Source organism: Phycisphaeraceae bacterium (assembly GCA_040222855.1).
GTDB lineage: Bacteria > Planctomycetota > Phycisphaerae > Phycisphaerales > Phycisphaeraceae > Mucisphaera.
The window spans coordinates 312,387-333,935 of record JAVKCD010000025.1 but is presented as its reverse complement, the minus strand read 5'-3'; the positions used below and the strand labels follow the sequence as shown (position 1 = coordinate 333,935).

Genomic DNA, 21,549 nt, shown 5'->3' with positions numbered 1-21,549 from the left:
GCGTGAGCCTTGCTGATAAAGGTTGATTTTTAGGCCATTATGGCCGTTTTTTACCCCCTTGCCGGCGCATTTTGTCCCAACTCCCGATAGGGCCTTCATCGGGTCGTTGCCAAGTGCGCACTCTGAATCAGGATGCGGCAAGGTTGGCGCGGTGGTCTGGGGCGAGGGTGTCCAGGAAGTTGCCGCTCAAGAGGCGGGTGACATCGGCGCGGACCTGGGGGTCGGAGATGGTGTAGCCGGTGTCCTCGATGAGCTGGTACTGGGCGGCGAGGACATCGGCGATCAGGCGTTTGCTGTGGGACCACTTGTAGAGGAGCTGGTCGAGGATGCGGGCGTCGGAGTGCTGGGGGATGAAGGTGGAGCCGAGGAGCTCGAAGCGTTCGGTGGTCATCTCGGTGATGATCGAGGGGTTGTTGAGGAACCACCAGCAGCCGAAGAGTTTGAGGTTGCCGAACTTGCGGGCGGCGACGCACAGCTCGTGCTGGGACTCGCGGCTGAGCATGGTGATGAGGAATCGGTTGTCGGGGAAGGCGGCGCAGAGGCGGGCGACGGAGGCGGCGTCGGCTTTGCCGAGCATGTCGCCGGCGTCGCGGAGGGCGGGGTTGATGCGCATGACGGTGCCGATCATCATGGCGAAGGGCAGGTCGTGGTCGCGGCAGACGGGGAGGACAACTTCTTCGAGGACGCGGGTGGTGGCGGGGTTGGCGTCGGGGGTGCCGTAGCGGAAGGTGGGCGGGAGGCTGACGGCGCAGTAGATGGGTTTCATGCGCTTGATCCAGTCGTGGAGGAAGCGGCGGGCCTGGTCGAGGCTGTTGTGGTCGGGGGTTGGGGCGGCGGGGTAGCCGAGTTCGGTGAGGGTTTGCGCGGCGGCGGGCCAGTCGGTGAGGAGTTTGTCGAAACGGAGGACGGGCGCAAAGCGGGGGTCGGAGCCGACGGCGGGGTCGGCGAGCCAGCGTGTGCGCTCATTGGGATCGAAGACGTTGTTGGTCATGGTGATGCGGCGGACGGTGGATTTTTGCATCACGAGGTCGATGTATTGGTTTATGTCTTGTTCTGCAAACCACTTGCGGTGGTTGTTGAGGTTTTTTTCGTTGGGGTCGAGTCCGAGTTGGGCGAGGGTGGTGAGGACGCCTCGGGTGGCCTCGCTGAGGGGGGTGCGGCCTAGGAAGAGGTGCTTCCAGATGTGGTCGGCCTGCTGGGTTTTGGACATGGCCCAGAAGGTGTCGTAGGGGAGTTCGGTGGCGGGGACGACGCGGTAGACTTCGGCTATAAGGTAGTGATAGGTAAGGAGTTCGTCGACGCCCCAGAGGTGGAGGCCATTGGGGTCGGCGGGGCCGTTTCGGCCGGGGTTGGGGGTGCCGAAGGCAGGTGGGTAGAGGTGGGTGTGCATGTCGACGACGGGCTCGTCGGCGATGATCTGGTGGACGCGTTGGTGGAGATCGGGGTTGGTCATGGGGTGGTTTTCGAGAGGTTTTTTGGGCTTGAATCGAGCCGTAACTTAGCGAAAGGTGGTCGTGGTCGTCGATCAAACGTGACCGATGGGCCCTGGAATGCGTTGGGATGTGCGCGCGCCTCCCTGCTTCACTCGCTGGCGCGAAGCTTCGCAGGGTTAGCGGCGGGGCCGGTAGAGGGCGGCGAGGGAGAGGGGTAGGAGGGTGGCGGGTTCGGGGATGGGCGCGGGGGCGGGAGCGGACTGGCCGAAGTTGGTGGCGAGGATGGAGAGGTCGATGAGGTCGACGAGGTGGTCGAGGTTGAAGTCGCCCTGGTGGTAGCCGGTGGCGGGTCCGCCGAAGTTTGTGGCCAGGATGGAGAGGTCGGGGAGGTTGACGACGCCGTCGCCGGTGGCGTCGCCTTTGATGGCGGGGAGGATGTTGAGGTGGCCGGTGGTGTAGAGGGCGGAGGTGTCGAGGGTGAAGACAAGGTTCGGAAAGTCGGTGGTGATGGTGTCGAAGATGTTGGACGGGTCGAGGGGTGTGGACCAGTCGAAGAGAGGTAGAGTCTGGTTGAGGAGGCTGGCGGGATTCAGTTCGTTGTCGAGGGTGAGGCGGAGTTCGCCGGCGAGTTGAGGGGTGAGGTCGGTGTGCAGGGTGGAGGTCCAGGGTTCCTGGTTAAGGCGGAGTTCTAGGGTGGCGGCGGGGTCGACGGTGAAGGTGCCGCGGATGGTGACGGGGATAGGGTGGTTGCGGACAGTCAGGCTGTCGGCGGGGAGAAGGCTCAGGCCGTTGATGACGCCCGTGCGTCCGAGTGTGTTTCGTAAGGTCACGTTCTGCCAGAACGATGTGATGATGGCTGCTCCGCGCAGGTCGGCAGCGGTGAAGTCGGCGTTCGAGCCGCCATCGGTTGAGAATGGGAAGATGGCTCCCGCGAGGTTTGCGTAGGAGAGGTCGGCGGCGTTCAGGCTCGACCCGAGACTGGCGTCTTCGAGGTCTTGTGAACTGAGATCCCATCCGGCCTGGCTGATCCCGCCGAAGTTCACACCTCTGAGGTCTCGGTCCTGGTAGCTCCGTGTGCTGTAGAGTTGATCAGGCGTGAGCGGTGTGAAGGCGAGATCCGTGTTTCGGATAACAGCGTTGGAAAGATTGGCGTGCTCGATCGCCGCGTTGGCAAGCTTTGTGCCCGACAGGTCTGCGGAAGAGAGATCGGCGGAAGTCAGGATTGCTGACGACATATCTGCGTTGTGGATCACGGCTCTCTGGAGGTTCTGTTCTGAGAAGTTCCAGCTCTGCATCTCGTTCTCGGAGAGATTGATGCCCTGGAGGTTCTGGTTCTGGTAGCTGAGGGTGGAATAGAGCTGAGACGGCTTGAAGTAGCTGTTCCATGTGACCTCGATCAGGGCGGCGCCTGCGATGATGGCGTCGGTCAGATCGGCGTTGAGCAGCACCGCTCGGTCCAGTTTGGCTGAGGTGAGGTTTGCGGATACGAGTGAGGTCTGTCTCAACTCGGAAAGTGTCAGGTCCTGGCTGCTGAGATCGACGCCGGAGAGATCATTCTCGGAGAGGCGTGTTCTTCTCAGATCCCGCTGCTGATAGCTCTTGGTCGTATAGAGCTGGTTCGGGGTGATCATGATGTTTGTCAGGTCCGCAGAGGCGATGACCGCATCGGTCAGGATGGTGGATGTCAGATTGCTATCTCGGAAGTAGGCGTTGGACAGATCCTGGCCGGAGAAGTTCCACGAGGTCAGATCGTTGCTGGAGAGGATGACACTCCGGAGATCTTGCAGCCGATAGCTATGCGTGCTGTAGATCTGTGTCGGTGTGAGGCCGTAGGCGGTGGTGTTCGTGAAGTTAGCACCGGAGATTATCGCATTCTCAATCGCAGTCGCTGTGAGGGTGGCGTTGTGGAATACGGCTGAGGAGAGGTTCTGCCCGGTGAAATCCCATGCCGTCAGGTCGTTGTATGCCAGGTTCAGGCCGGTCAGGTTCAGCTGCTGGTAACTGGTTGTGCTGTAGATCTGTGCTGCGGTCAGGCCGTAACGGGTTGCGAAGCTGAGGTTGGCGTTGGTTATGGTTGCGTCAGACAGGTCGGCATCCGTCAGGGTGGATACCGAGAGGTTTGCGTGGTTCAGATCTGCCTGGCTGAGGTTGGCCGAGGTCAGGTTCGCCGAGTTGAATGCGGCGCGATCGAGCTTCGCTCTGGCGAAGTTGGCCGATACAAGCGTGGATCGGCTCATGACCGCGGAGGCGAGGTCCTGATCCTGAAACTGCCAGCCGGTGAGGTCATTGGAGTTGAGTCGGACGCCGCGCATGCTGCGGTTCTGATAGCTGCTCGTGCTGTAGATCTGACTTTCGGTGAGTCCTCGTCTTGTGGTACTCCCGAGGAATGCTCCGGCAATGGTGGAACCCGTCAGGTCTGCGGAGGCCAGAGTCGATCCTTCCACGATGGCGGATGAGAGGTTTGCCCCTGTGAAGTTGGCGGAGGCGAGGTTGCTTCTGAAGTCGAGACGTGCCTGGGTGAGGTTTGCGCCGGTGAAGTTGGCAGCAACGAGTTGGCTGGACTGGAATGAGGCTCCGGTCAGGTTGGCACTCTGGAAATGGGCTGAGGTGAGCGTCGCCGTGTTGAATATTGCATCAGACAAGTTCTGGCTGGAGAAGTCCCATCCGGACAAGTCGTTGCGTGAGAGGTTGATGCTGTTGAGTTCTTGTTGTTTGTAACTGGCTGTGCTGTAGAACTGCGTGGACGTCAGTCCACGAGAGGTTGTGTCCTCGAAGCCTGCCCCGTACACGAGCGCGTCGGTGAGGTTTGCTGAGGCGAGGGTCGTTCTCAAGAGGGACGCCCAAGCCAGATCTGCGGAGACCAGGCTGGCTGATGTGAGGTCTGCGTAGATGATGTTCGCGATTCGGAGATTCGCTGCTGTCAGGTTTGCCTGAAAGAGGCTGCTGGAACGGAGGTCGGTGTTGTAGAGACTGGCCTGGGTGAGGTTGGCGTGGTTCAGGTGCGAAGCGATCAACGTTGTATGCGACAGGTCGGCGGCGGTGACGTTGCTGTCTGTAAGATCCGCGAACCAGAGATTGGACCCGGAGATGATGGCGTTGTTGAGGTTGACGCCTGGCAAGTACCCTCGCCTGAGATTCAGGTTGGACCAGTTGACCCCAGGCGTGGGGATGAGTCCGGCACCATCCGTCGTCAGGGTGGTGGATGCCTGACGCCCGAGATTCGGATTCAGCGGGTCAATGTATTCCCACTCGTACACATCAGCCTTGGCGGGTGCGGCGACGGCGGCGAGGGCGGCGGCGATGAGGGTGGCGGTGTTGAAGGGGGAGGTGGGTGAGGCTGCCATCGGGTGTCCCATCCGGTAAGGACCGCGGGGTGAGGCTGTGGGCCTTTGGATGGGCCCGGAATCTTGCTTTAGCTTACCTGCTGGGGTGAGGGTTCGATAGTGGATAATTTTGTTTTTTGAGGGTTAAAGTGGGGTGTGGGCGCGCTGTAGCGTCGCCTACGTGGGGCGTGAGGGTCGGCACGGGTCACGTCGCGTTGCTCCGATGACCCGTGGCACCCGGCCCTGCTTCGCCGAGGCTTCGCAGGGTTCGGGAGGGCAATAAGACAACCCTCTCCGGATGCGTGGCATCGGGAGAGGGTTGATGGGGGCGATCGGGTTTTTGTCGGGTTAGGCGTTTCGTCTTGTGGTGAGGGTCAGGCCCAGGCCGAGGAGTGCGAGGGCTGTGGGCTCGGGGATTGTGGTGGATGAGCCGAAGTTTGAGGCGAGGAGTGAGAGATCGATGAGGTCGACGACTGTGTCGGTGTTGAAGTTTCCGCCGGCCCAGCCTGCGGTGCCGTTGAAGTTTGAGGCGAGGGCGGAGAGGTCGATGAGGTCGACTTCGCCGTCGAGGTTGGAGTCGCCAATGAAGGTTCCGACGAGGCCGGTGACCCATTCGGTGAGGTCATCGGCGTCGGCGTCGTTGTCGCCATCGATGTCGAATGCGGGGTCGCCGAGGTTGGCGACGAGCAGGTCGATGTCGTCGGTGTCGAGGATGCCGTCATCGTCGAAGTCGCCGAAGAGTCCTGCAGCGAAGGGGTCGGAAGTGGTGAGGTAGACGCGGTCGACGTCGAAGAACTCGCCGACGCTTCCGAAGTTGTTGTTGATGCGCCAGCGGACGGAGTTGCCGTCGCGGGTGAGGTTGTCGGCGGGGTTGCCGTCGGTGCCGTTGTCATCTATTCCGATGTTGCCGACGCCTACGGAGTTGATAGCGCCGCCGTCGATCTGGTAGAGGACTTCGTATTGGTTGAGGTCGCGATCGAGTTTGAGGACGAACTTGACGGGATCGGGTTGATTGATGGGGAGGAAGGTGCTCTGGGGAAGGCTGGATGACCCGCCACCGATTGCTGAACCTTCGAGGAGGAACTGTGTTGGTGTGAAGAGGACGAGTCTCATCTGGGCGGTGATGGTTGAGCCGTTGAATCCGGTGTCGTTGTTGAGGAATGCCCAGCCGACGTCTTCGAGTTCAGCGAAGTTGGAGGCGTCGACGTTCCAGCCGGCGACATCGGCGACGAGGTAGGCGACGCCTGAGGTGATGTTGTCGATTTGGAGGTGTCGGGTGGAGAAGAGGTCATCGGCTTTGGCGATACGGAAGACGCCATCCTGTACGGTGGAGTCTGCGAGGTCGCCGGGGATGGGGAGTCCGCCGCTGGAGTTCTGCCAGAGGTTGGTGGGGTTGATGGCGTTGGCGGCGGCGCCGAGTTCGGTGCCGTTGGGGTCGTCGAAGCGGAAGTCTTCGAGGATGACGGCGGATGAGACGCTGGTGAGGGCCAGGGTCGCCAGGATGGGTGTGATGATGCGAGTGGACATGGTTCTCTCCTCCGTCCGGCTATGCCGGATTGTTCTATAAGAGTGGGCTTGCATAAGTTTAAGTGATCAATGGACTTCCCGAGCCACAGGACCTGATGTAGTCTATTCTATACATGGCGGCTGAGGCAAGACTTTTTAGAGGCCTGTGTTGATGAAGTCTTGAATCCCTGCTGTCAGGGCTGTCGGTCGTCGGTATGAACAAGACAGAGTCGAGTTTAGTTTGTGCGAGGCTTGTCTTTGTGCGCGGCTTTGGGCCGCAGGCTTTGATGTGCTGGCGTTTTTCTTAACTATGGATAGGGACGGTTCTCATGAGGAAGTACCCGTTGGGTGTCCGCAGGGGTGGTGGGATGATGGCTGGCGGCTTTACGCTGATTGAGTTGCTGGTGGTGATCTCGATTATTGCGTTGCTGATCGGGATCCTGTTACCAGCGTTGGGTGCTGCGAGGTCGACGGCTCGGCAGATGGTGTGTGCGAGCGGTATGCGCCAGGTCAATACAGCAGTCCTGAACTATGAAGTGGACCAGGGAACGTTACCTGGCCCGATCTTTCGTGGTGTTGAGTTGATCCACACGTACCAGCAGCGCAATCCATTTTTAGGCTTTGTGAACCCGTCCGATGGTAAGAAGATTCAGGCGGCGAGTCTGATCTGGTACCTCGAAGATTATCTGCCCATGGGCTGGGAGTTGCCTGCGTCCGGGCAGCAGGCTGCTGATGATTCTGATGCGGATATCTGGAAGTGCCCTGAGAATGAGATTGCGTGGGATGTGACTCGGAGTAACTCTAACAATGGTCAGATTCGTGCATTTGCTTACATGGTGAACAACCAGGCCGATACGATTCCGCCTCGGATATTTGGTCACCCTTCACCACTATCTGGCGAACCCGAAGGAGCGGACCGGCCGAAGCGATCTGACCTGATTGTGGGCGGTGTTGATACATCGATCTCGCCTGAGTTACAGGATCAAGGGCAAGCTAGAGGGGCTTCAAGTGTGTGGTCCATGATGGACTTCTCGGAGGGGCCCTACGGCCTGTCCACCGGTCTGGGTAGCCGTGATATCCCGCCACCGCATCGGAGCGGGAACGGCTGGAACTTTGTTTTCTTTGATGGCCACACTGAGATGCGTAGCATTGATGATGTGCCAGCCAACACCGACAACAACGAATAAGCAGCGGTCGCACGGAAGGGCCGAGTCGATCAACAAGAGGACGCGTCCATGAGTTTTAGGCTTGATCGACTCTGGATGCCTGGGACCTTAGCTCTATCGCTACTGACGATGGCGTCGTTCGTCTTTGCTGTGGATTCTCCGCCTCAGGTAGCTGTTGGTCATCACTACGCGGTGGTGAGTGCTTCACCTGAGGCGTCGTGGATTGGGCTACGGGTATTGCGTGAGGGTGGGAACGTTATTGATGCTGCGGTGGCGGTTGGGATGGCGGTGGGGGTTGGTGAGGCTTATGGGTCGGGGTTGGGGGGGAAGCTGGCGATGGTGTACCGGGATGGGGAGACAGGTGAGGTTTATGCGCTTGAGGCGCTTGACCGGGCTTCCTCGAATCCTGAGGTGATGGCGTACCGGGGGCTTGAGCGAGATGAGCGGATGACGGGGTGGCGGAGTGTGTGTGTGCCGGGGATGCCGGCGGCGCTGGGGGCGATGCACGAGCGGTGGGGCTCGAGGCCATGGGGGGAGTTGGTCCGCCCTGCTGCTGAGTTGGCTCGGCGAGGGGTTGTGATTGATGGGGCGATGCTGCGTCAGTTTGAGCCGAAGCTGGAGTATCTGCTTGCGGACGCGGAAGCGGCGCGGTTGTATCTGGTGAATGGTCGTTTGCCGCGTGTGGGTGAGCGGCTGCGGAATGTTGATCTGGCTGAGACGCTCGATTTGATTGCGGACCGTGGGGTTGATGCTTTCTATCGCGGGCGCATCGCTGAGGAGATTGTTGCGGCTGCGCAGGCGGCGGGTGCTCCGCTGACGCTAGAGGATTTTGCGGGTTACGAGGTTCGGTGGTCGGACCCGCTTGCGGCGGATTACCGGGGGTATCGTGTTTTTAGCAGCGTTCCGCCAACGACGGGTGGGGTGACGATTCTCGCGACGCTCAAGGCACTCGAAGGCTTGCCGGCGGCGGAGTTTGATCCGCGGGGCGCTGCGCTGATGGATCAGGTCGGGCGGACGCTTTTCGGTGTTTATGAGCCGATGGCTGGGCAGATTGCGGATGTGCCGAGCGCACGGGCAGATGCGGAGGCGATGCTGACTGATGCATTCGCAGGCACGTTGCGTGACCGGGCGGCGAGCTTCGATCCGGCGCGAGAGGCGGTAGCGGATGAGTCAGCGACCGTTGATGCGACGACGCATTTCATTGTTGCGGACAGTCGTGGGAATGTGGTGAGCGTGACGCAGTCGCTGAGTTGGCATTTTGGTGCTGCGGTCATCGCGCCCGGCACCGGTGTGCTGATGAACAACACGATGACCAACTTTGCTCTGAACACGGCAGATTCTCCGAACCTGATCGGTCCTGGCCAGCGTCCGCGGAGCACGATTGCGCCGACGCTGGTGACTCGCGGTGATCAAACGGCGTTGGCGATCGGGATTCCGGGTGGGCAGCGGATTCCGACGACGACGCTGCAGTTGCTTATGGATACGCTGATGTTTGGTTTGTCGCCGGCCGAGGCGATTGACCAGCCTCGTTATCACTTGCGGCGGGCGACTACTTCGCGTCAGGGCGGGAATGTGATTGATCTTGAGCAGGGGATGCCGCGAGCGGTGGCGGAGACGCTGGAGGAGGCAGGTTGGGAGACTCAGATGCACGATCGGGTGGGGCGTTACTTTGGGGCTGGTGGGATGATTCGGTGGTTGCCTGATGGGCGGGTGGAGGCGACAGCGGACACGCGGCGGACCAACTTTGCGGTTGCCTGGTAAGTCTCGGGTCAGGCGATGAATCCAGTTGGCGTTTGTCAACGAGAGGGTACCCTCTGAGGGTGCGAGAAAGACTATGAAGTTGAGCCCACGACGGTTTGGTTTGATGTGGACGGCTGCGGTGATGCTGGCCCTGGCGGAGCCGACGCATGGGGTTATCACGCTGAGTGGCAACTTCGACACCGGCTCTCTTGATGAGAGTGGCTCGTCGATCAACGGTAACTTTATTACGCTGGCGGGGCGGGACAACTTTTATCCCGGCGACTGGAAATGGCTCTACTTTTCTGCAGCGGGTGTTGGTGGTGCGCAGCCGACGTTTACGATTGATGATGATTTCTCGTCGGGGTCTTCACGGCTGGCCAATCACGAGATGGTCTACAGTTACGATCAGCAGGATTGGCGATTCTTTGATAACAACATCTGGCAGTCGGGTTCGGGGACGTACAGCTTCTGGAATGATGAGGCGTTTGATGAGAGCACGGTGTACGTCGCCTACGGGCTTCCTTATGAAGTGGGTCGTGTCGAGGCGCACACGGCCTCGCTGATGGGAAGTCCCTGGGTGAGTCCGACGTTGTCAGGGGATGCGAACTTTGTGCTGGGCCAGAGCCCTGGGGGGATCGATGACATCGGCCGGCAGATCAGTCCGAGTGATCTCTATGGTTACAAGATCACCGATGGAGGTGTGGCGGGTGTCAAGGAGAAGGTGGTGCTGGCGTCAGGCGTGCATCCGAATGAGGGTCCGGCTGGTCATGTGCTTGAGGGGATTGTGAACTTTCTGGTGAGTGATGATCCCCGTGCGACGGCGCTGCGTGAGGCAGCGGAGTTCTATGTTTATCCGTTGGTCAATCCTGATGGTCGTTACGCGGGTTTGAATCGTTCGGGTGTGGAGCATCCTGATCGTGATATGAATCGGTTCTGGAACGAGTTTCTTTACGACGATATGACCGACCTCAAGATTGTCGGTGAGGCGATGAAGGCCGACACGGGCGCTGATGTGGATTATTTCGTTGATTTTCACTCGTGGACGGATACCGAGGAGCACTTTGGTTTTGTAGATATTGACGCGGGGCTTCATCTCGATCCGTTCTGGCAGGACATTACGGCGCGAGAGCCGATCATTGCGACGTATGACGCTTCGGTGACCAACTGGACCGGGATGCGTTTCGGGCGTGATCGTCTGAATGCGGAGTTCTACAGCACGTTTGAGACTCAGTTTATTCCGGGTTGGGATATTGAGCGGTTCCATACTTTCGGCATGAACGTCGGGCTGGCTTTTGCGGCTGCGCTGGCACCGATTCTTGATGAGCGTTTTGAGTTTGATGACAGCAACGGGACGATGCTGACGGGTGCCAGCAACAGTCTGGGCTCGACACTGTTCAGCTCGGATGTAACGGGCGTGACGGTTGAGGATGGCGTGCTGCGGGTTCGAAAGCCCGGTGACAACTTTGCATCGAGTTACCTGGATATCCCCAACCAGTCCGAGGGCACGCTCTATCTCTCGCTTGTGATTGAAGGCTGGAACCTGACGGATTATGACGCGAGTGAGCACGAGGAAGTGAGGCTGGGATTCCTGGATTCTGACGGTGGGACGGGCTCAACGATCACGGCACAGGCGCAGCTCGAACGTGTTGCGTCGGGGCAGTTTGTTCTATCGGGGCAGGCACTCGGCTCCGGTACGTTGTTAGATGGGCAGCGTTCGTACTCAGCGATCCTTGATGGGCTGCTGATGATTGTCATTGAGCTTGATCTCGATGCGGACTTGTATCAGGTGTATACCCGTCTCGGAGCCGGTGCCTTCGAGCCGCTGGGGAGTGTGCCGGCCACGATTGATCCGAGCCGAGATGCCAACGCGATCCGGCTGGTGATCAACAACAGCTTTGCCGGGCTCGGGGAGTTTCTGGATATTGCTCTGATCTCGTTGTCTTCGGATAATCCGACGCTAGGGATTGTCGGCGACCTGGACCGCGATGGTCACCTGGATGCTCAGGATCTGGCGTTGCTTGAGGCGGCCATCGCTGTGGGGGAGGCGAATCTTGACTTGACTGGCGACGACGTTGTGGACGCAGAGGATGGTGTGTTCTGGATCAGCGATCTCTTTGGCACTTTGCGCGGGGATGTGAATCTTGACCGGACGGTGGACCTGATCGATCTATCGATTCTGGCCTCGTCGTTCGGGACGCCGGGCGTTCATGGTGAGGGTGACCTCGATTTTTCGGGTGTTGTTGATCTGATTGATTTGTCTTTGCTGGCGAGTGACTTCGGGCTGAGTGCGCCTGTGCCTGAGCCAACTGGGCTGGTTTGGTGCGTTGTTGTTCTGCTTTCTGGGCGGTGTCGGAACCTTGGTTGCTGAATCGTTCCGCTAGGAAACGGGGGAAGCGTCCGGATCAGATTGAGGGGGGGGCAGGTCACCAGGTGCGGAGGTCGTTGGCGATTTGAGCGAGGGGCTCAGACCAGTCGTTGCGGGTGGATTGGCGGTAGAGGCGCATGGTGGGGTACCAGGGGCAGTCGTTGCGGTGGAGGAGCCAGCGCCAGTCGGGGCGGAAGGGGAGTAGGGTCCAGGTGGGTCGGGCGAGTGCGCCAGCGGCGTGGGCGAGGGATGTGTCGATGGTGATGACGAGGTCGAGGTGTTCGAGGACGGCGGCGGTGTCGGCGTAGGTGAGGAGCTGGTGGCCGATAGGCGTGACGGGATAGCCCCCCTTTTCAAGTTCTTCTTCGCCCTGGCCTTTCTGGAGTGAGATGAAGGTAAGTCGGTCTGACTGGTCGAAGAGCGGTTGGAGTTGTTCGAGTCTGATGGTGCGGCGGGGTTCGACCTGGGTGCCCTGCCAGAAGAGGCCGACGCGGGGTTTATCGGATGGGGTGAGGTCGTCGAGCTTCTGTTTCCAGGTGCGAGCGAGGCTGGTTGGTGCGTGGAGGTAGGGGGTGTCGGCGGGGATGGTGTCGAGGGTGGTCTTGAGGACGCGGGGGATCGAGAGGAGCGAGAGGGAGAAGTCAGCGCGGGGGTAGGGAGGGTGGATATCGACGACGGAAGAGAGTCCTGCTAGTGAGCGGAGGAGGTCGTGAAGGGTGGGGAGGGTGGCGATGGTGAAGGTGGCGTTGGGGTGCTGATGTTTGAGGATGGGGATGTAGCGGCAGAACTGGAGGGCGTCGCCTAAGCCTTGTTCGACGAAGAGCAGGAGGTGTTTGCTGCCTAGGGGTGAGCCGTCCCATTCGGGGTAGGGGATGGGGAACTTCTGATGTCGGACTTTCCATCGCGCTTCGAAGAGTTCGAAGCCTTCGGTGAGGTTGCCGTCGAGGAGTTCGAGGATGGCGAGGTTGTTGGCGATGGTGGCGTGTTCGGGGTCGAGTTGGAGGGCGCGTTGCCAGTCTGCGCGGGCTTTGTTGATTTGGAGGAGTTGAATGCGAGAACTGCCGCGGTTGAAGAGTGTTTGGGCGTCCTCGGGGTTGAGGGCGAGGGCTTTGTCGTACCAGGTGATGGCGTGTTCGAACTGGTCGAGTTTTTCGTGGAGGACGCCGAGGTTGGAGAGGGTCTTGAGATGGTTGGGGTGTTGTGCGGCGGATTGTTCGAGGGCTTCGATGGCTTGTTTGGTGCGACCGAGTTCGTGGAGGGAAGTGGCGAGAGCGACGGGGCCTTCGGGGTTGGAGGGGTCGTGGGTGAGGATGGCGCGGAGTTCGTCGATAGCCTGCTGGTGTTGGCCGGCGTGCTGGAGGGCGATGCCGAGTTGCATGCGGACGGCGGTGAGGCTCTCGTCGCGGCGTAGGGCTTCGCGGAAGCAAGAGATGGCGCGATCGAACTGCTGAAGCTCGAAGTGTGCCCCGCCCAGGGAGACCCAGGGCTGGGGGATGGCGGGGGCGGCGCGGGTGGCGGTTTCCCAGAGGGTGAGGGCGAGCTGGTTTTCGCGACGGTGGGCGGCGATGTGCCCGAGGACGTTGAGGGCGAGGCCGGCGTGAGGTAGGGCGTTGACGAGGGCCAACTCGGCGGCTTCGGAGGCGGCGTCAAGGTTCCCAAAAGCGAGTTGCTGTTCGGCTTCTAAGATCTTGGCGAGGAGGGGGTCGTTCATGGGTGAAGATTAGCATGTGAAGGTTTGGTAGCGATCAGGCCAATTTAGATGTCGGTCTGATGTAGGCGCCGTAAGCCTTGGCTGAGGGGTGGGGTGAGTGATCTATAGTTTTCGTAGGTTGGGTGGGTTAGCGCTTTTCGTGGCCTCGCGCCGTACCAGGTTGATGTCGTGTTCGATCCCTCTGACCGCTGGGCATGGTTGGGATGACTACGGAGACTGAGTTATTCAGTGGTGCTTTGAGAAGATGGTGTATTCAGTGCTTTGTGCTGTTAGGTATTGACCTGCCCCGGGTGCTTGTGCCAGTCGTAACCCTTACTTCTGGCAGAATGCGATGCTCCCGTCCTGGGTCCAACCTTGGGTTGAGTCTTCGAGTTGTGATTTGTGTTTAGTTCTCCTGTCTGGCGTAGTTCTTTAGCCGAATCTTCGCCGCGAGACTTTGGTGAAACTCTGGGACATCCAACGACAGATTCCGGCCGGACACCGTCACAGCGGTGGAACCCGTCACCGTACCCTTCATCGTATCCCACCACTCGATCGTGTAATCCCCGCTAGCCAGGTCGGGGATCGTCAGTCTCAGGTGATCCCAGCGGTCGAGTTCCGGGGAATCATTCTGCTGCTTCCTCCAAGTCAGTTTGCTGTCACGGAGCCAGACCACGGCGACTAGTCCATCTTTAGCCGGCTCGTCGAAGCGGGCGGCCCAGACGTCAACATTGGGCTGGCCCGCGGGCAGGTAGTCGGTGATCTCGTAGGAGACGTTCATCCAGTCCTCGCCCTTGTTGGCCACGATGATCTCGTGGTCCCCTGCGGGCAGATCGATTGTGTAGGGCCCGTCGTAGGTGTGAATCAGCTGCCGCGAAGCGCCGTTGTCGTCCGGAAAGTCTTCATCGATTCGCAGCTCGCCGTTCAAGCTGACCTGGAGCCGGGAGCCGGACCATCCGGAGATACCTTCGACGTGGACGATGAACTGTGCGGGCTGCGGCAGGGAGAGTCGGAAGGTTGAGGGGTTGTGAAGGTGAGCGTTGCCCCCCTGATCGCTCTGAAGGGCTGCTGGTAGGACATCGAAATCGGAGATGCGTCCATCTTCGGCGATGGTGAACGTGCGCGGCTGATTGACGTCACAGGCATTCCAGCTGCGCGCCTCGGGGTGGATGATCAGCGGGCGTCGAGGCGCGTCGGGATCAGTCGGGAGGGTGCTGCTGAGCGAAACTTCTTCTATCGCCCGGAAGCCTATGCGATGCAACGGCATACCTCTAACAAATCGAGCGAGTGGTGTGAAGTGGTGATAAAGGTCGTTGGGGTGGACGTAGTTGTCCCACCACCAGACCATGGGCCCACCTGCCGATCCAGAGAGGAGCGCCGCCCAGTGGCCGTTGTGGAGGTGGATCCCTTCCATGTCGACGCCGGTCGAGCCAGCAGCTGAGACGTTCACGCCGTACTCGCCGAAGAGATGGGGCTTGTCGTATTTGGCCAGCTTGCGTCGGGCGATTGGGATGAAGTATCGCGGGATATCGGTGGCGCCGTAGACGTGGGTCTGGGTGAAATCGAGTTGCGGCAGACGATCGACCGCCTCGTCGCCATGGTTGATCCAGAAACTGGTGGAGATCGGGTGGTCGTAGGCGTCGAGGTGTTTGATTTCGTCAGCCATCTCGGCGTGCCAGGACGCAGAAGCCTCGGAGTCGTAGCCGTCGATGCCGTTGACCTCGTTCCAGAGTTCCCAGTTGAGGAGTGTCGTGTGGTGTCCGTAGCGGGCCACGATATAGCGCAGCCTATGTCGGAAGAGCACGCGTGCAGTGTGGTCCGAGAGCATCTCGCCGGTGCGTCTCAGCGGCCCGCCGAGCGCGACGTTGTAGGGCGATTCGTGCCAGTGGCGCGGCTCGCCCGAGTCGCGCATCGCGCTGAAGGACTCGATCGCGACCATCAGCCGGATATCGTGACGGCGAGCGATGTCGAAGACCTCGTCGATCTTCCAGGCAGCTGCCAGATCAATCCAGCCCAGGCCGTTGGCCCCAGGGAGTTCGGGATCGATGCCGCGTTCGAGTCCCATGCGGTTGAAGGTCGGGCCGAGCCAGATGCGTACGAAGTTGGCCTGGTGCTCGGCCATCCGGCTAAGGTACATCTCGTAGTCGCGCGTGCCCGCTTCGCCCGACCAGCCAATGTTCATGCCGATCGGGAAATAGAGCGAGCTGTCGTCGAACTCGAAGTAGCTGGGGTTGCCCTTGGCGACACGGATGAAGCCACTGCTATCGGCCGGTCTGACCTCGACGTGGTGCATCTCGGAGGAAGCTCTGCCGGCGCCGTCGTCGAGCACCAAGCGGATCTCGTATAGGCCAGGCTGGCTGGGCGTGAAACGAACTTCCCAGCGAGGCTCGCCCGCCGGGGTGATGACCTGGCGACCGTCTACCGTCTCGGCGCGGTGCGGCTGATTGAGATAGCCGGGCACCGTCAGGCGTCGGCCGTCCGGTAGGGTGATGATCGCGTCGAGCGTGACGTCCTCGGGGTCGAAGGGGTTGATCCACTGACCGGAGAGTTCGGCGGTGATGGTCAGCGGGTCGTAGGCGTCCAGGCTAGTGGCCGACAGGCGGACGTCGCGGACTGCGGGCGGGCCCTGGCTGGCGAAGCGTGCCCTTCCCGGGTGCATGCTGGCGAGCGCGCGATCCTTAGCCCGCATGATCTGGAGATAGGGCACTTGTCTAATCCGAAAGCCAATCGTGGCCTTGCCATCAGCGGGTTTGAGCAGCAGCCGGGCAGTAAATGCAGGGCGTCGCTGACGGTCGTCCTCGAACCTCAGAACGCCCTCGATACCAACCATCTGATCGAGCACCAGGTAGCCGTCGGTGTTGGTGCGCACGGCGATGGTGTCAGCGCGGGTGATCACCTGGCTCTCGTTCTCCTGCGAGCTCGCCTGACCGTCGGCGGTCGTTCGGCGGCCGAAGGTTCCGGTTGTGACCTCCTGGTCCCGGAACAGCAGCCAGTCGTGTTCGACGCCTGGTAGCTCGGGAATGACCAGTTCGAGGATCAACGGCTCGGTGATGCCGCCTTGCGCGACTTCGAGCCCTAGCTCAGCTTCGAGCGCGTTTCCACTGGCGTTTTGTTCCCATGACCAGGCGAGCGGTTCGGCATCCGGTGTGCTGAGGTTGCCGCTGGCTCGGGACGAGAACCATGTTGCCTCATCGGGCTCACCAGCCAGGTCGAGGAGAGAGAGCGAGACATGACGGCCGGACTGAGCGTCACGAAGAGAGATAATAGCCGGCAACGGCTCCGGATCGATCTCGATCAAGGAGGCCTGGGGGCTCTGCTGAGCGAGCAGGACGTTGGGAGTCATGGCAAGGTATCTCAAGGTGATCACCATGATGGCGAGCGCCGGGAGCGCGTGGCTGGTGGCACGCGTCGCCTTGATGAGTGAATCACGTTGTCGGATGCGAGCCATTAATACTCGGACCTTGCTTGGGGCGTGCATGCGGTGCGGCATCAGGACCAAGCGGCCCGGCGGCGGCCGAGCAGTCCGGCCAGCAGCAAGAGGCCCCCGACCGCAGGCTCCGGCACGGCCGCCGTAAAGCCGAAGTTGGAGGCGAGCGTCGAGAGGTCAATCAGGTTGACCTCGCCATCCAGGTTAAAATCGCCCTTGCTGTAGTCGCTGATCAGCGTCGCGCCGAAGTTGCTGGCGAGTGTCGAGAGGTCGACGAGGTCGACGGCAAGGTCCAAGTTCGCATCGCCCGGGGAACTGCCGAGGATCTGGGTGATCAGGAAGGCGACGTCGTCTGCATCGACGTTGCTGTCGCCGTCCAGATCGAAAAGCGGGTCGCTACCGCCGATGGCGGCGTAGAAGGCGTTGATATCGTCGAGGTCCACAGCCCCATCGCCGGTGACGTCTCCGGGTAGACCGTCGACCTCGGTGATGAGGCGGAAGTTGTCGATGTAGAACGTCCCCGGCCCGTCGGTATTTGTCGACAGCAGAAAGATAATCGCGGCCGTGTCCGCCACGATGCCGGCCTCGGCCAGTGTCAGGCCATTGTTGAAGCCGAGAAAATCGCTTAGAGGTGCCTGGTAGGTGAAGGTGTCGCTCGAACTGACGCTGAAGAACTGCTGCGAGGACTGATAGAACGCGCCGGAATCGTCATTGATTGAGACGTTGAAGCCCAGGAAGGTCACCGAGGGGTCGATCTCGTCCGGGTCGATGGTGATATCGAACGCCAGGAAGTCGGCATTGTTGAGCTCATCAGCGATCGCATCGACCTGCTCTTGGGTGCTACCGGCGTTGATGTCGAAGCGGGCCTCACTGCCCCAGCGGAAGTTGGGCGAGCCGGTGGTCCGGCTGATCGCCAGGGTGTTGACGCCGTCGGTGGCGTTGCCGGCGAAGACTTGGCGTGTGGTGTCAGTGTTGGGGAAGAAGGTCGGATTGGGATCGGTCCATCCTTCCAGCCCGGTCTCCCATGAGAAGAGTGTGTTGGTCACGGTCGGCTTGGGCGGATCGGCGGTCTGCACCTTGGCGAGCGATGCGAAGGAGGTGCCGTTATCCGGCTCGAAGATCTGGATCCCGAAGCTCGTCACGTCGTCGATGTTGGCGAGTCCGCTGAGCGGGAGTGAGATCCGCTGGGTTGTGTTCACGCCAACCTGCTGGAGCGCTGACTCGTAGAAGTCGCCGGCGCCTGTTTCCAGGTAGGTCTTGAGCCCCATCGCGAAGGACTGGGGGTTGAAGAGGATGTCGAAGGAATCGAGACCGGTCAGGTCTGCGGTAAAACTGCTGTTTTCGAGCACGACCCGAGAGATCCCATCGGTGCCCTGCGCAAAGTCCATGTCGTAGAGGACGCCGTCGCCGTCGAGGGAGGCATCGAAGAGGCTACCCCCACCATCGAAGGAGGTCGTTACGTCGATGATGTTGAGTAGCTCCGACTGCGAAGGCGAGAAGATGCTCGCCTGGGCCTGAGACGCGAGCAGCAGACCGGCGAACGAGAGGCCTAGAGTCCGTAGACCCTGATTCACTGGGAACATGGTTTCATCCTCCTAGGGTGATTGATTCGTTAAAAGTGATCCGGCGTCGGCGGATGCAGAAAGTCAGTAGAAAGGTCGTCGCCAGCGCCGTGGGCTCGGGCACGTTGGCACCGTGGTATCCGAAGTTGCTCGCGAGACGGCTCAGATCGATGAGGTCGACGAAACCGTTGCCAGAGAAATCGCCGAGCGCCCAGGTGCCCGGGCCGTCGAAGGAGCTGGCGAGGGTAGAGAGGTCGATAAGGTCGACGGTGAGGTCCAGATTGGCGTCGCCAAACACAGTACCGATCAGAGCCTCAACCAGATAGGCGTGATCCTCGCCATTGACCAGGCCGTCACCAGTGAGGTCGAAAGCCGGGTTACCGAGGTTCGAAGTGAGCAGGTCGATGTCGTTGGCGGTGAGGGCGCCGTCGGCGTCGAAGTCGCCGAGGAGCGACGGGTGGCTAACGAAGTCGGCGAGCATCTGGCCCAGGGGCGTGTTGAGGCTCTCATCGAAACCGCCGGAGAGGTTGCGATCGAGGGTCGGATCGATGTGGAACTCACTGCCTGTGGTGCCGGGCATGCCCCACTGCCAGACGTGCATGGCGGTAATATCGTCGGCGCGGCCGTCGAGGGCCCTGAGCAAGCCGCGGAAGCCCTTGAGCTGCTCGTCTACGTCGGGCGTCGTGCCGTCCGAGGCGATGGCGATGCCGCGGTTGAAGGGGGTCGCCCCGTACTCGGTGAACTTGACAGGCAGGCCAGAGCCGGTCTGCCTCGCCTCGGCAAAGGGGAGGATAACGCCGTCGATCAGGCTGTTCCAGCGACTCTCAACGAGGTCTTCGAAGGAAGCGGGGCCGGAGTTGTCGGCTTCCAGGGGCGAGACGATCCGGAAGTAGGCATCGATGCCGATGAAGTCGATCGCGGGGTGGTCCCAGATTGTCGCGGTGACGTTGGGGTGATCGTAGTTGTCCCAGTTGGCGGCGTAGCCGATGTCGCCGGTGAAGACGGCATCGACGGCGTCGATGAGGGCGGTCCAGTCGGCGTTGTGCCCGCTGTTGCGTGAGAGGGTCTTGAGTTCGGTGCCGATGGTCAAAGCTTCGACCCCAAGGGATTGGGAGAGGCTCGCGACGTCCAGCACGTAGTTGGTGTAGTCCGACCAGAACGCCTGAGCCTCGGTCGATCCGGGCGTCGGGTCGTAGAAGCCGCGCCAGTATTGAAAGTTCTCGACCTCCACGAAGGGGTTGACGGTGACGGCCATACCGAGGTTCTTGGCGCGGGAGATGCCCGCGGCGATGTGGCTCAGCTCCGGGCCGCGCTGAGTGGACTGCGGGATCACGCCAGTGCCTGGTGTCACGAAACGCACCGGGCTGATGGAGACCTCACGGAAACCGTGATCGAACATCTGCTGGATCTCGGTCTCCCAGAGTTCGGATCCGGCCGAGCCGAAGTTCCACCAGGAAACAGCGTTGAAGCCAAGGTCGGGGTCGTGGCCCGGTTGGAAGGTGAAGTTGGCGTGCACGGCGGGCGCGGCGGCGAAGAGCAGCGTGGCGGCGAGGGAGGAGCGGAATGTGGGCAGGCCGCGGTTCATGGGGGAGTTCTCAAATCGATGAGTTGGTCAGGATGCTCATGGATGGCAGCTCAACGCTGGCCGACGTAGAAGTATGCGTTGCTGGCGCCGCTGGTCGACATGAACTGCTGCCAGCGGTCACGGGCCTCCCAAGCGACGGAGCCGTCGCGAAAGCCCATGTAGATACCGTCGGGCCGATAGGTTTCCTCGATTCGGTCCCACTGGACCGTGCGCGTGATGCCGATCTTAAGCGGGGACGGGGTGCCCTCGAAGTTTCGGGCGATACTCTCGTTGGATCCGTTGAGGTGGGGCAGGTCGCAGCCCCAGGCGGCGGAGGAGATGTGCTGATAGCAGGCGACAATGACTTCTGTCTCGGCTTGATCATCGAGGCCCTGAGGGAAGACCAAGGTTTCGCCCGTGGCGACATCCTGGAGTGAGCCGCCGGCCGGATTGCCCTGAGAATCCTCCGAGTATTTCCCGCCATACACCGCCCACCGGATCCACTGCTTGTTCTGGGTGGGGTCAGAGGTCAGGTTTGAGTAGCCTGCGGCCTGCTGAGCTTCATGATCGAAATCGATGTCCTCAAACTCGGCGTAGCTGTTGCAGCCAAACGCCGACGGCGGAAGGCCGTAGCTGTTCATGAGCACCTGGGCGTTGTCCCAGCGGTACCAGCCGGTGGTGACTGCCTGCTTAAGGCTGTCTGAGGGCTCGCCGCGCGACGCGGTCGAGGCTGGCTGAAAGTTCGTGTCGGGGTGGGGAAGTCGGCCGTTGTTGTCGACGGCAAAGGCGGTGTTGGCGATGACGAACTGACGGAGGTTGCTCGAGTCGGCCAGACGCTTGGCGGTCAGCCGGGCCGCACCGAGGGCGGGCAGGAGGATGCCGATCAGCAGCGCGATGATGGAGATGACCACCAGCAGTTCGATGAGGGTGAAGCCGTGGAGGTTGCGTTTCATGATGTGATTCCGTTCGTGGCTGCTCGTTGAAGTCAGGGCTACAGCAAGCGCACCGGTCGGCTCTCACCAACCGGAGCGGGATCGGTTCAAGGTTGCGGGTCGGTGCTTACCGACGGCGGAGCAGGGCGAGTCCTCCGAGTCCGAGAAGGCCGATCGAAGCCGGTTCGGGCACGATGCGGACGTTGTCGAGATAGACTGTGATCGGAGCCCGGCCCCAGTCGCCGTTGAGCCCGAGCGTCAGGCGCACGAAGGTCGAGGAGGGATCGGCGTTGAAGGTGCTCAGGGGCTCCTGAACCGTGAGCGTCACAGGGCCGTTGTCCAGAGCGCCAGCGCCGATGAGGCCGACGTCATTGACCTGCAGGAAGTCCGGCATCTGCAGCGAAAATGAGTTGTTGACGAAGGTGTAGCCGGCGGGTGTGCTGGCGGGGTCGTAGGTGATGTCGTAGGCGATCGCCTTATCGCCCGATGCGGCGGCGGCGACCAGAGCGTTGTAGGCCGCTTCCTGCTTGCCGGCGAAGAAGTCGATGGTCGCCGTCCAACTAAAGCCCGAGATGTCCTGGGTGACGGCCAGCGACTGACTTCCCTCGGTGGCGAAGTTGCTGGAGACCGCGACCGAGCCGGGCTGACTCGAGAAGCCGGCGTACTCCCAGTCCTGGACACCGTCCTCGAACGAGAACAGCACCACGTCGGCGGTGGCTGTCGCGCTAAAACCCGCAAGCAGCAGGCAGCCTGTCATCAGGGTATTTCTCTCTCCAAACATTGTGATCCTCCAGGGGTTGTGGCCCAGATCGGGCCGGTTTGCGTCAGGATGCGTGATCCA

General features: G+C 61.0%; 12 protein-coding genes. 3 read left to right on the top strand and 9 right to left on the bottom strand.

Translation table 11 applies throughout. The features are described from left to right. Positions 1–127 precede the first annotated feature (127 nt). The 3 genes from RIG82_11165 to RIG82_11155 form a co-directional block, all read right to left on the bottom strand. Positions 128–1,453 (bottom strand): hypothetical protein, encoded by a 1,326-nt coding sequence (locus tag RIG82_11165; protein MEQ9461497.1) that lies wholly within the window; start codon positions 1,451–1,453, stop codon positions 128–130. 156 nt (positions 1,454–1,609) lie between these two features. After that, a complete protein-coding gene (locus tag RIG82_11160; protein ID MEQ9461496.1) occupies positions 1,610–4,777 on the bottom strand; it encodes a pentapeptide repeat-containing protein in 3,168 nt (1,055 codons plus the stop codon). Positions 4,778–5,104: 327 nt separating this feature from the next. Then, a complete protein-coding gene (locus RIG82_11155) occupies positions 5,105–6,283 on the bottom strand; it encodes a hypothetical protein (protein MEQ9461495.1) in 1,179 nt (392 codons plus the stop codon). 308 nt (positions 6,284–6,591) lie between these two features. On the opposite strand from RIG82_11155, the gene RIG82_11150 reads away from it, so the two are divergent. The 3 genes from RIG82_11150 (at position 6,592) to RIG82_11140 (ending at position 11,536) form a co-directional block, all read left to right on the top strand. Beyond that, complete coding sequence (locus tag RIG82_11150; GenBank protein MEQ9461494.1) at positions 6,592–7,449, top strand: prepilin-type N-terminal cleavage/methylation domain-containing protein; 858 nt, start codon at positions 6,592–6,594, stop codon at positions 7,447–7,449. A gap of 48 nt (positions 7,450–7,497) precedes the next feature. Then, positions 7,498–9,189, top strand: coding sequence for a gamma-glutamyltransferase family protein (locus RIG82_11145; protein ID MEQ9461493.1), 1,692 nt, complete (start codon positions 7,498–7,500; stop codon positions 9,187–9,189). Between the two features lie 73 nt (positions 9,190–9,262). Continuing rightward, positions 9,263–11,536, top strand: a complete 2,274-nt coding sequence (locus tag RIG82_11140; GenBank protein ID MEQ9461492.1) for a M14 family zinc carboxypeptidase — start codon at positions 9,263–9,265, stop codon at positions 11,534–11,536. A gap of 55 nt (positions 11,537–11,591) precedes the next feature. Here RIG82_11140 and RIG82_11135 read toward each other — a convergent pair whose 3' ends face one another. The 6 genes from RIG82_11135 to RIG82_11110 form a co-directional block, all read right to left on the bottom strand. Further along, positions 11,592–13,244: a tetratricopeptide repeat-containing glycosyltransferase family protein gene (locus tag RIG82_11135; protein MEQ9461491.1), complete on the bottom strand. Its 1,653-nt coding sequence runs from the start codon at positions 13,242–13,244 to the stop codon at positions 11,592–11,594. A gap of 385 nt (positions 13,245–13,629) precedes the next feature. After that, on the bottom strand, positions 13,630–16,701 hold the full coding sequence (locus tag RIG82_11130; GenBank protein ID MEQ9461490.1) for a DUF5060 domain-containing protein: 3,072 nt from the start codon (positions 16,699–16,701) through the stop codon (positions 13,630–13,632). 11 nt (positions 16,702–16,712) lie between these two features. Beyond that, positions 16,713–18,233: a hypothetical protein gene (locus RIG82_11125; protein MEQ9461489.1), complete on the bottom strand. Its 1,521-nt coding sequence runs from the start codon at positions 18,231–18,233 to the stop codon at positions 16,713–16,715. A 4-nt stretch (positions 18,234–18,237) separates the two neighbouring features. Next, positions 18,238–19,797, bottom strand: coding sequence for a glycoside hydrolase TIM-barrel-like domain-containing protein (locus RIG82_11120; GenBank protein MEQ9461488.1), 1,560 nt, complete (start codon positions 19,795–19,797; stop codon positions 18,238–18,240). Between the two features lie 50 nt (positions 19,798–19,847). Continuing rightward, positions 19,848–20,729 carry a prepilin-type N-terminal cleavage/methylation domain-containing protein gene (locus RIG82_11115; protein MEQ9461487.1) on the bottom strand — a complete coding sequence of 294 codons (882 nt, stop codon included), beginning with the start codon at positions 20,727–20,729 and terminating at the stop codon, positions 19,848–19,850. Positions 20,730–20,835: 106 nt separating this feature from the next. Beyond that, positions 20,836–21,465, bottom strand: a complete 630-nt coding sequence (locus RIG82_11110) for a PEP-CTERM sorting domain-containing protein (protein MEQ9461486.1) — start codon at positions 21,463–21,465, stop codon at positions 20,836–20,838. Positions 21,466–21,549: the final 84 nt, after the last annotated feature.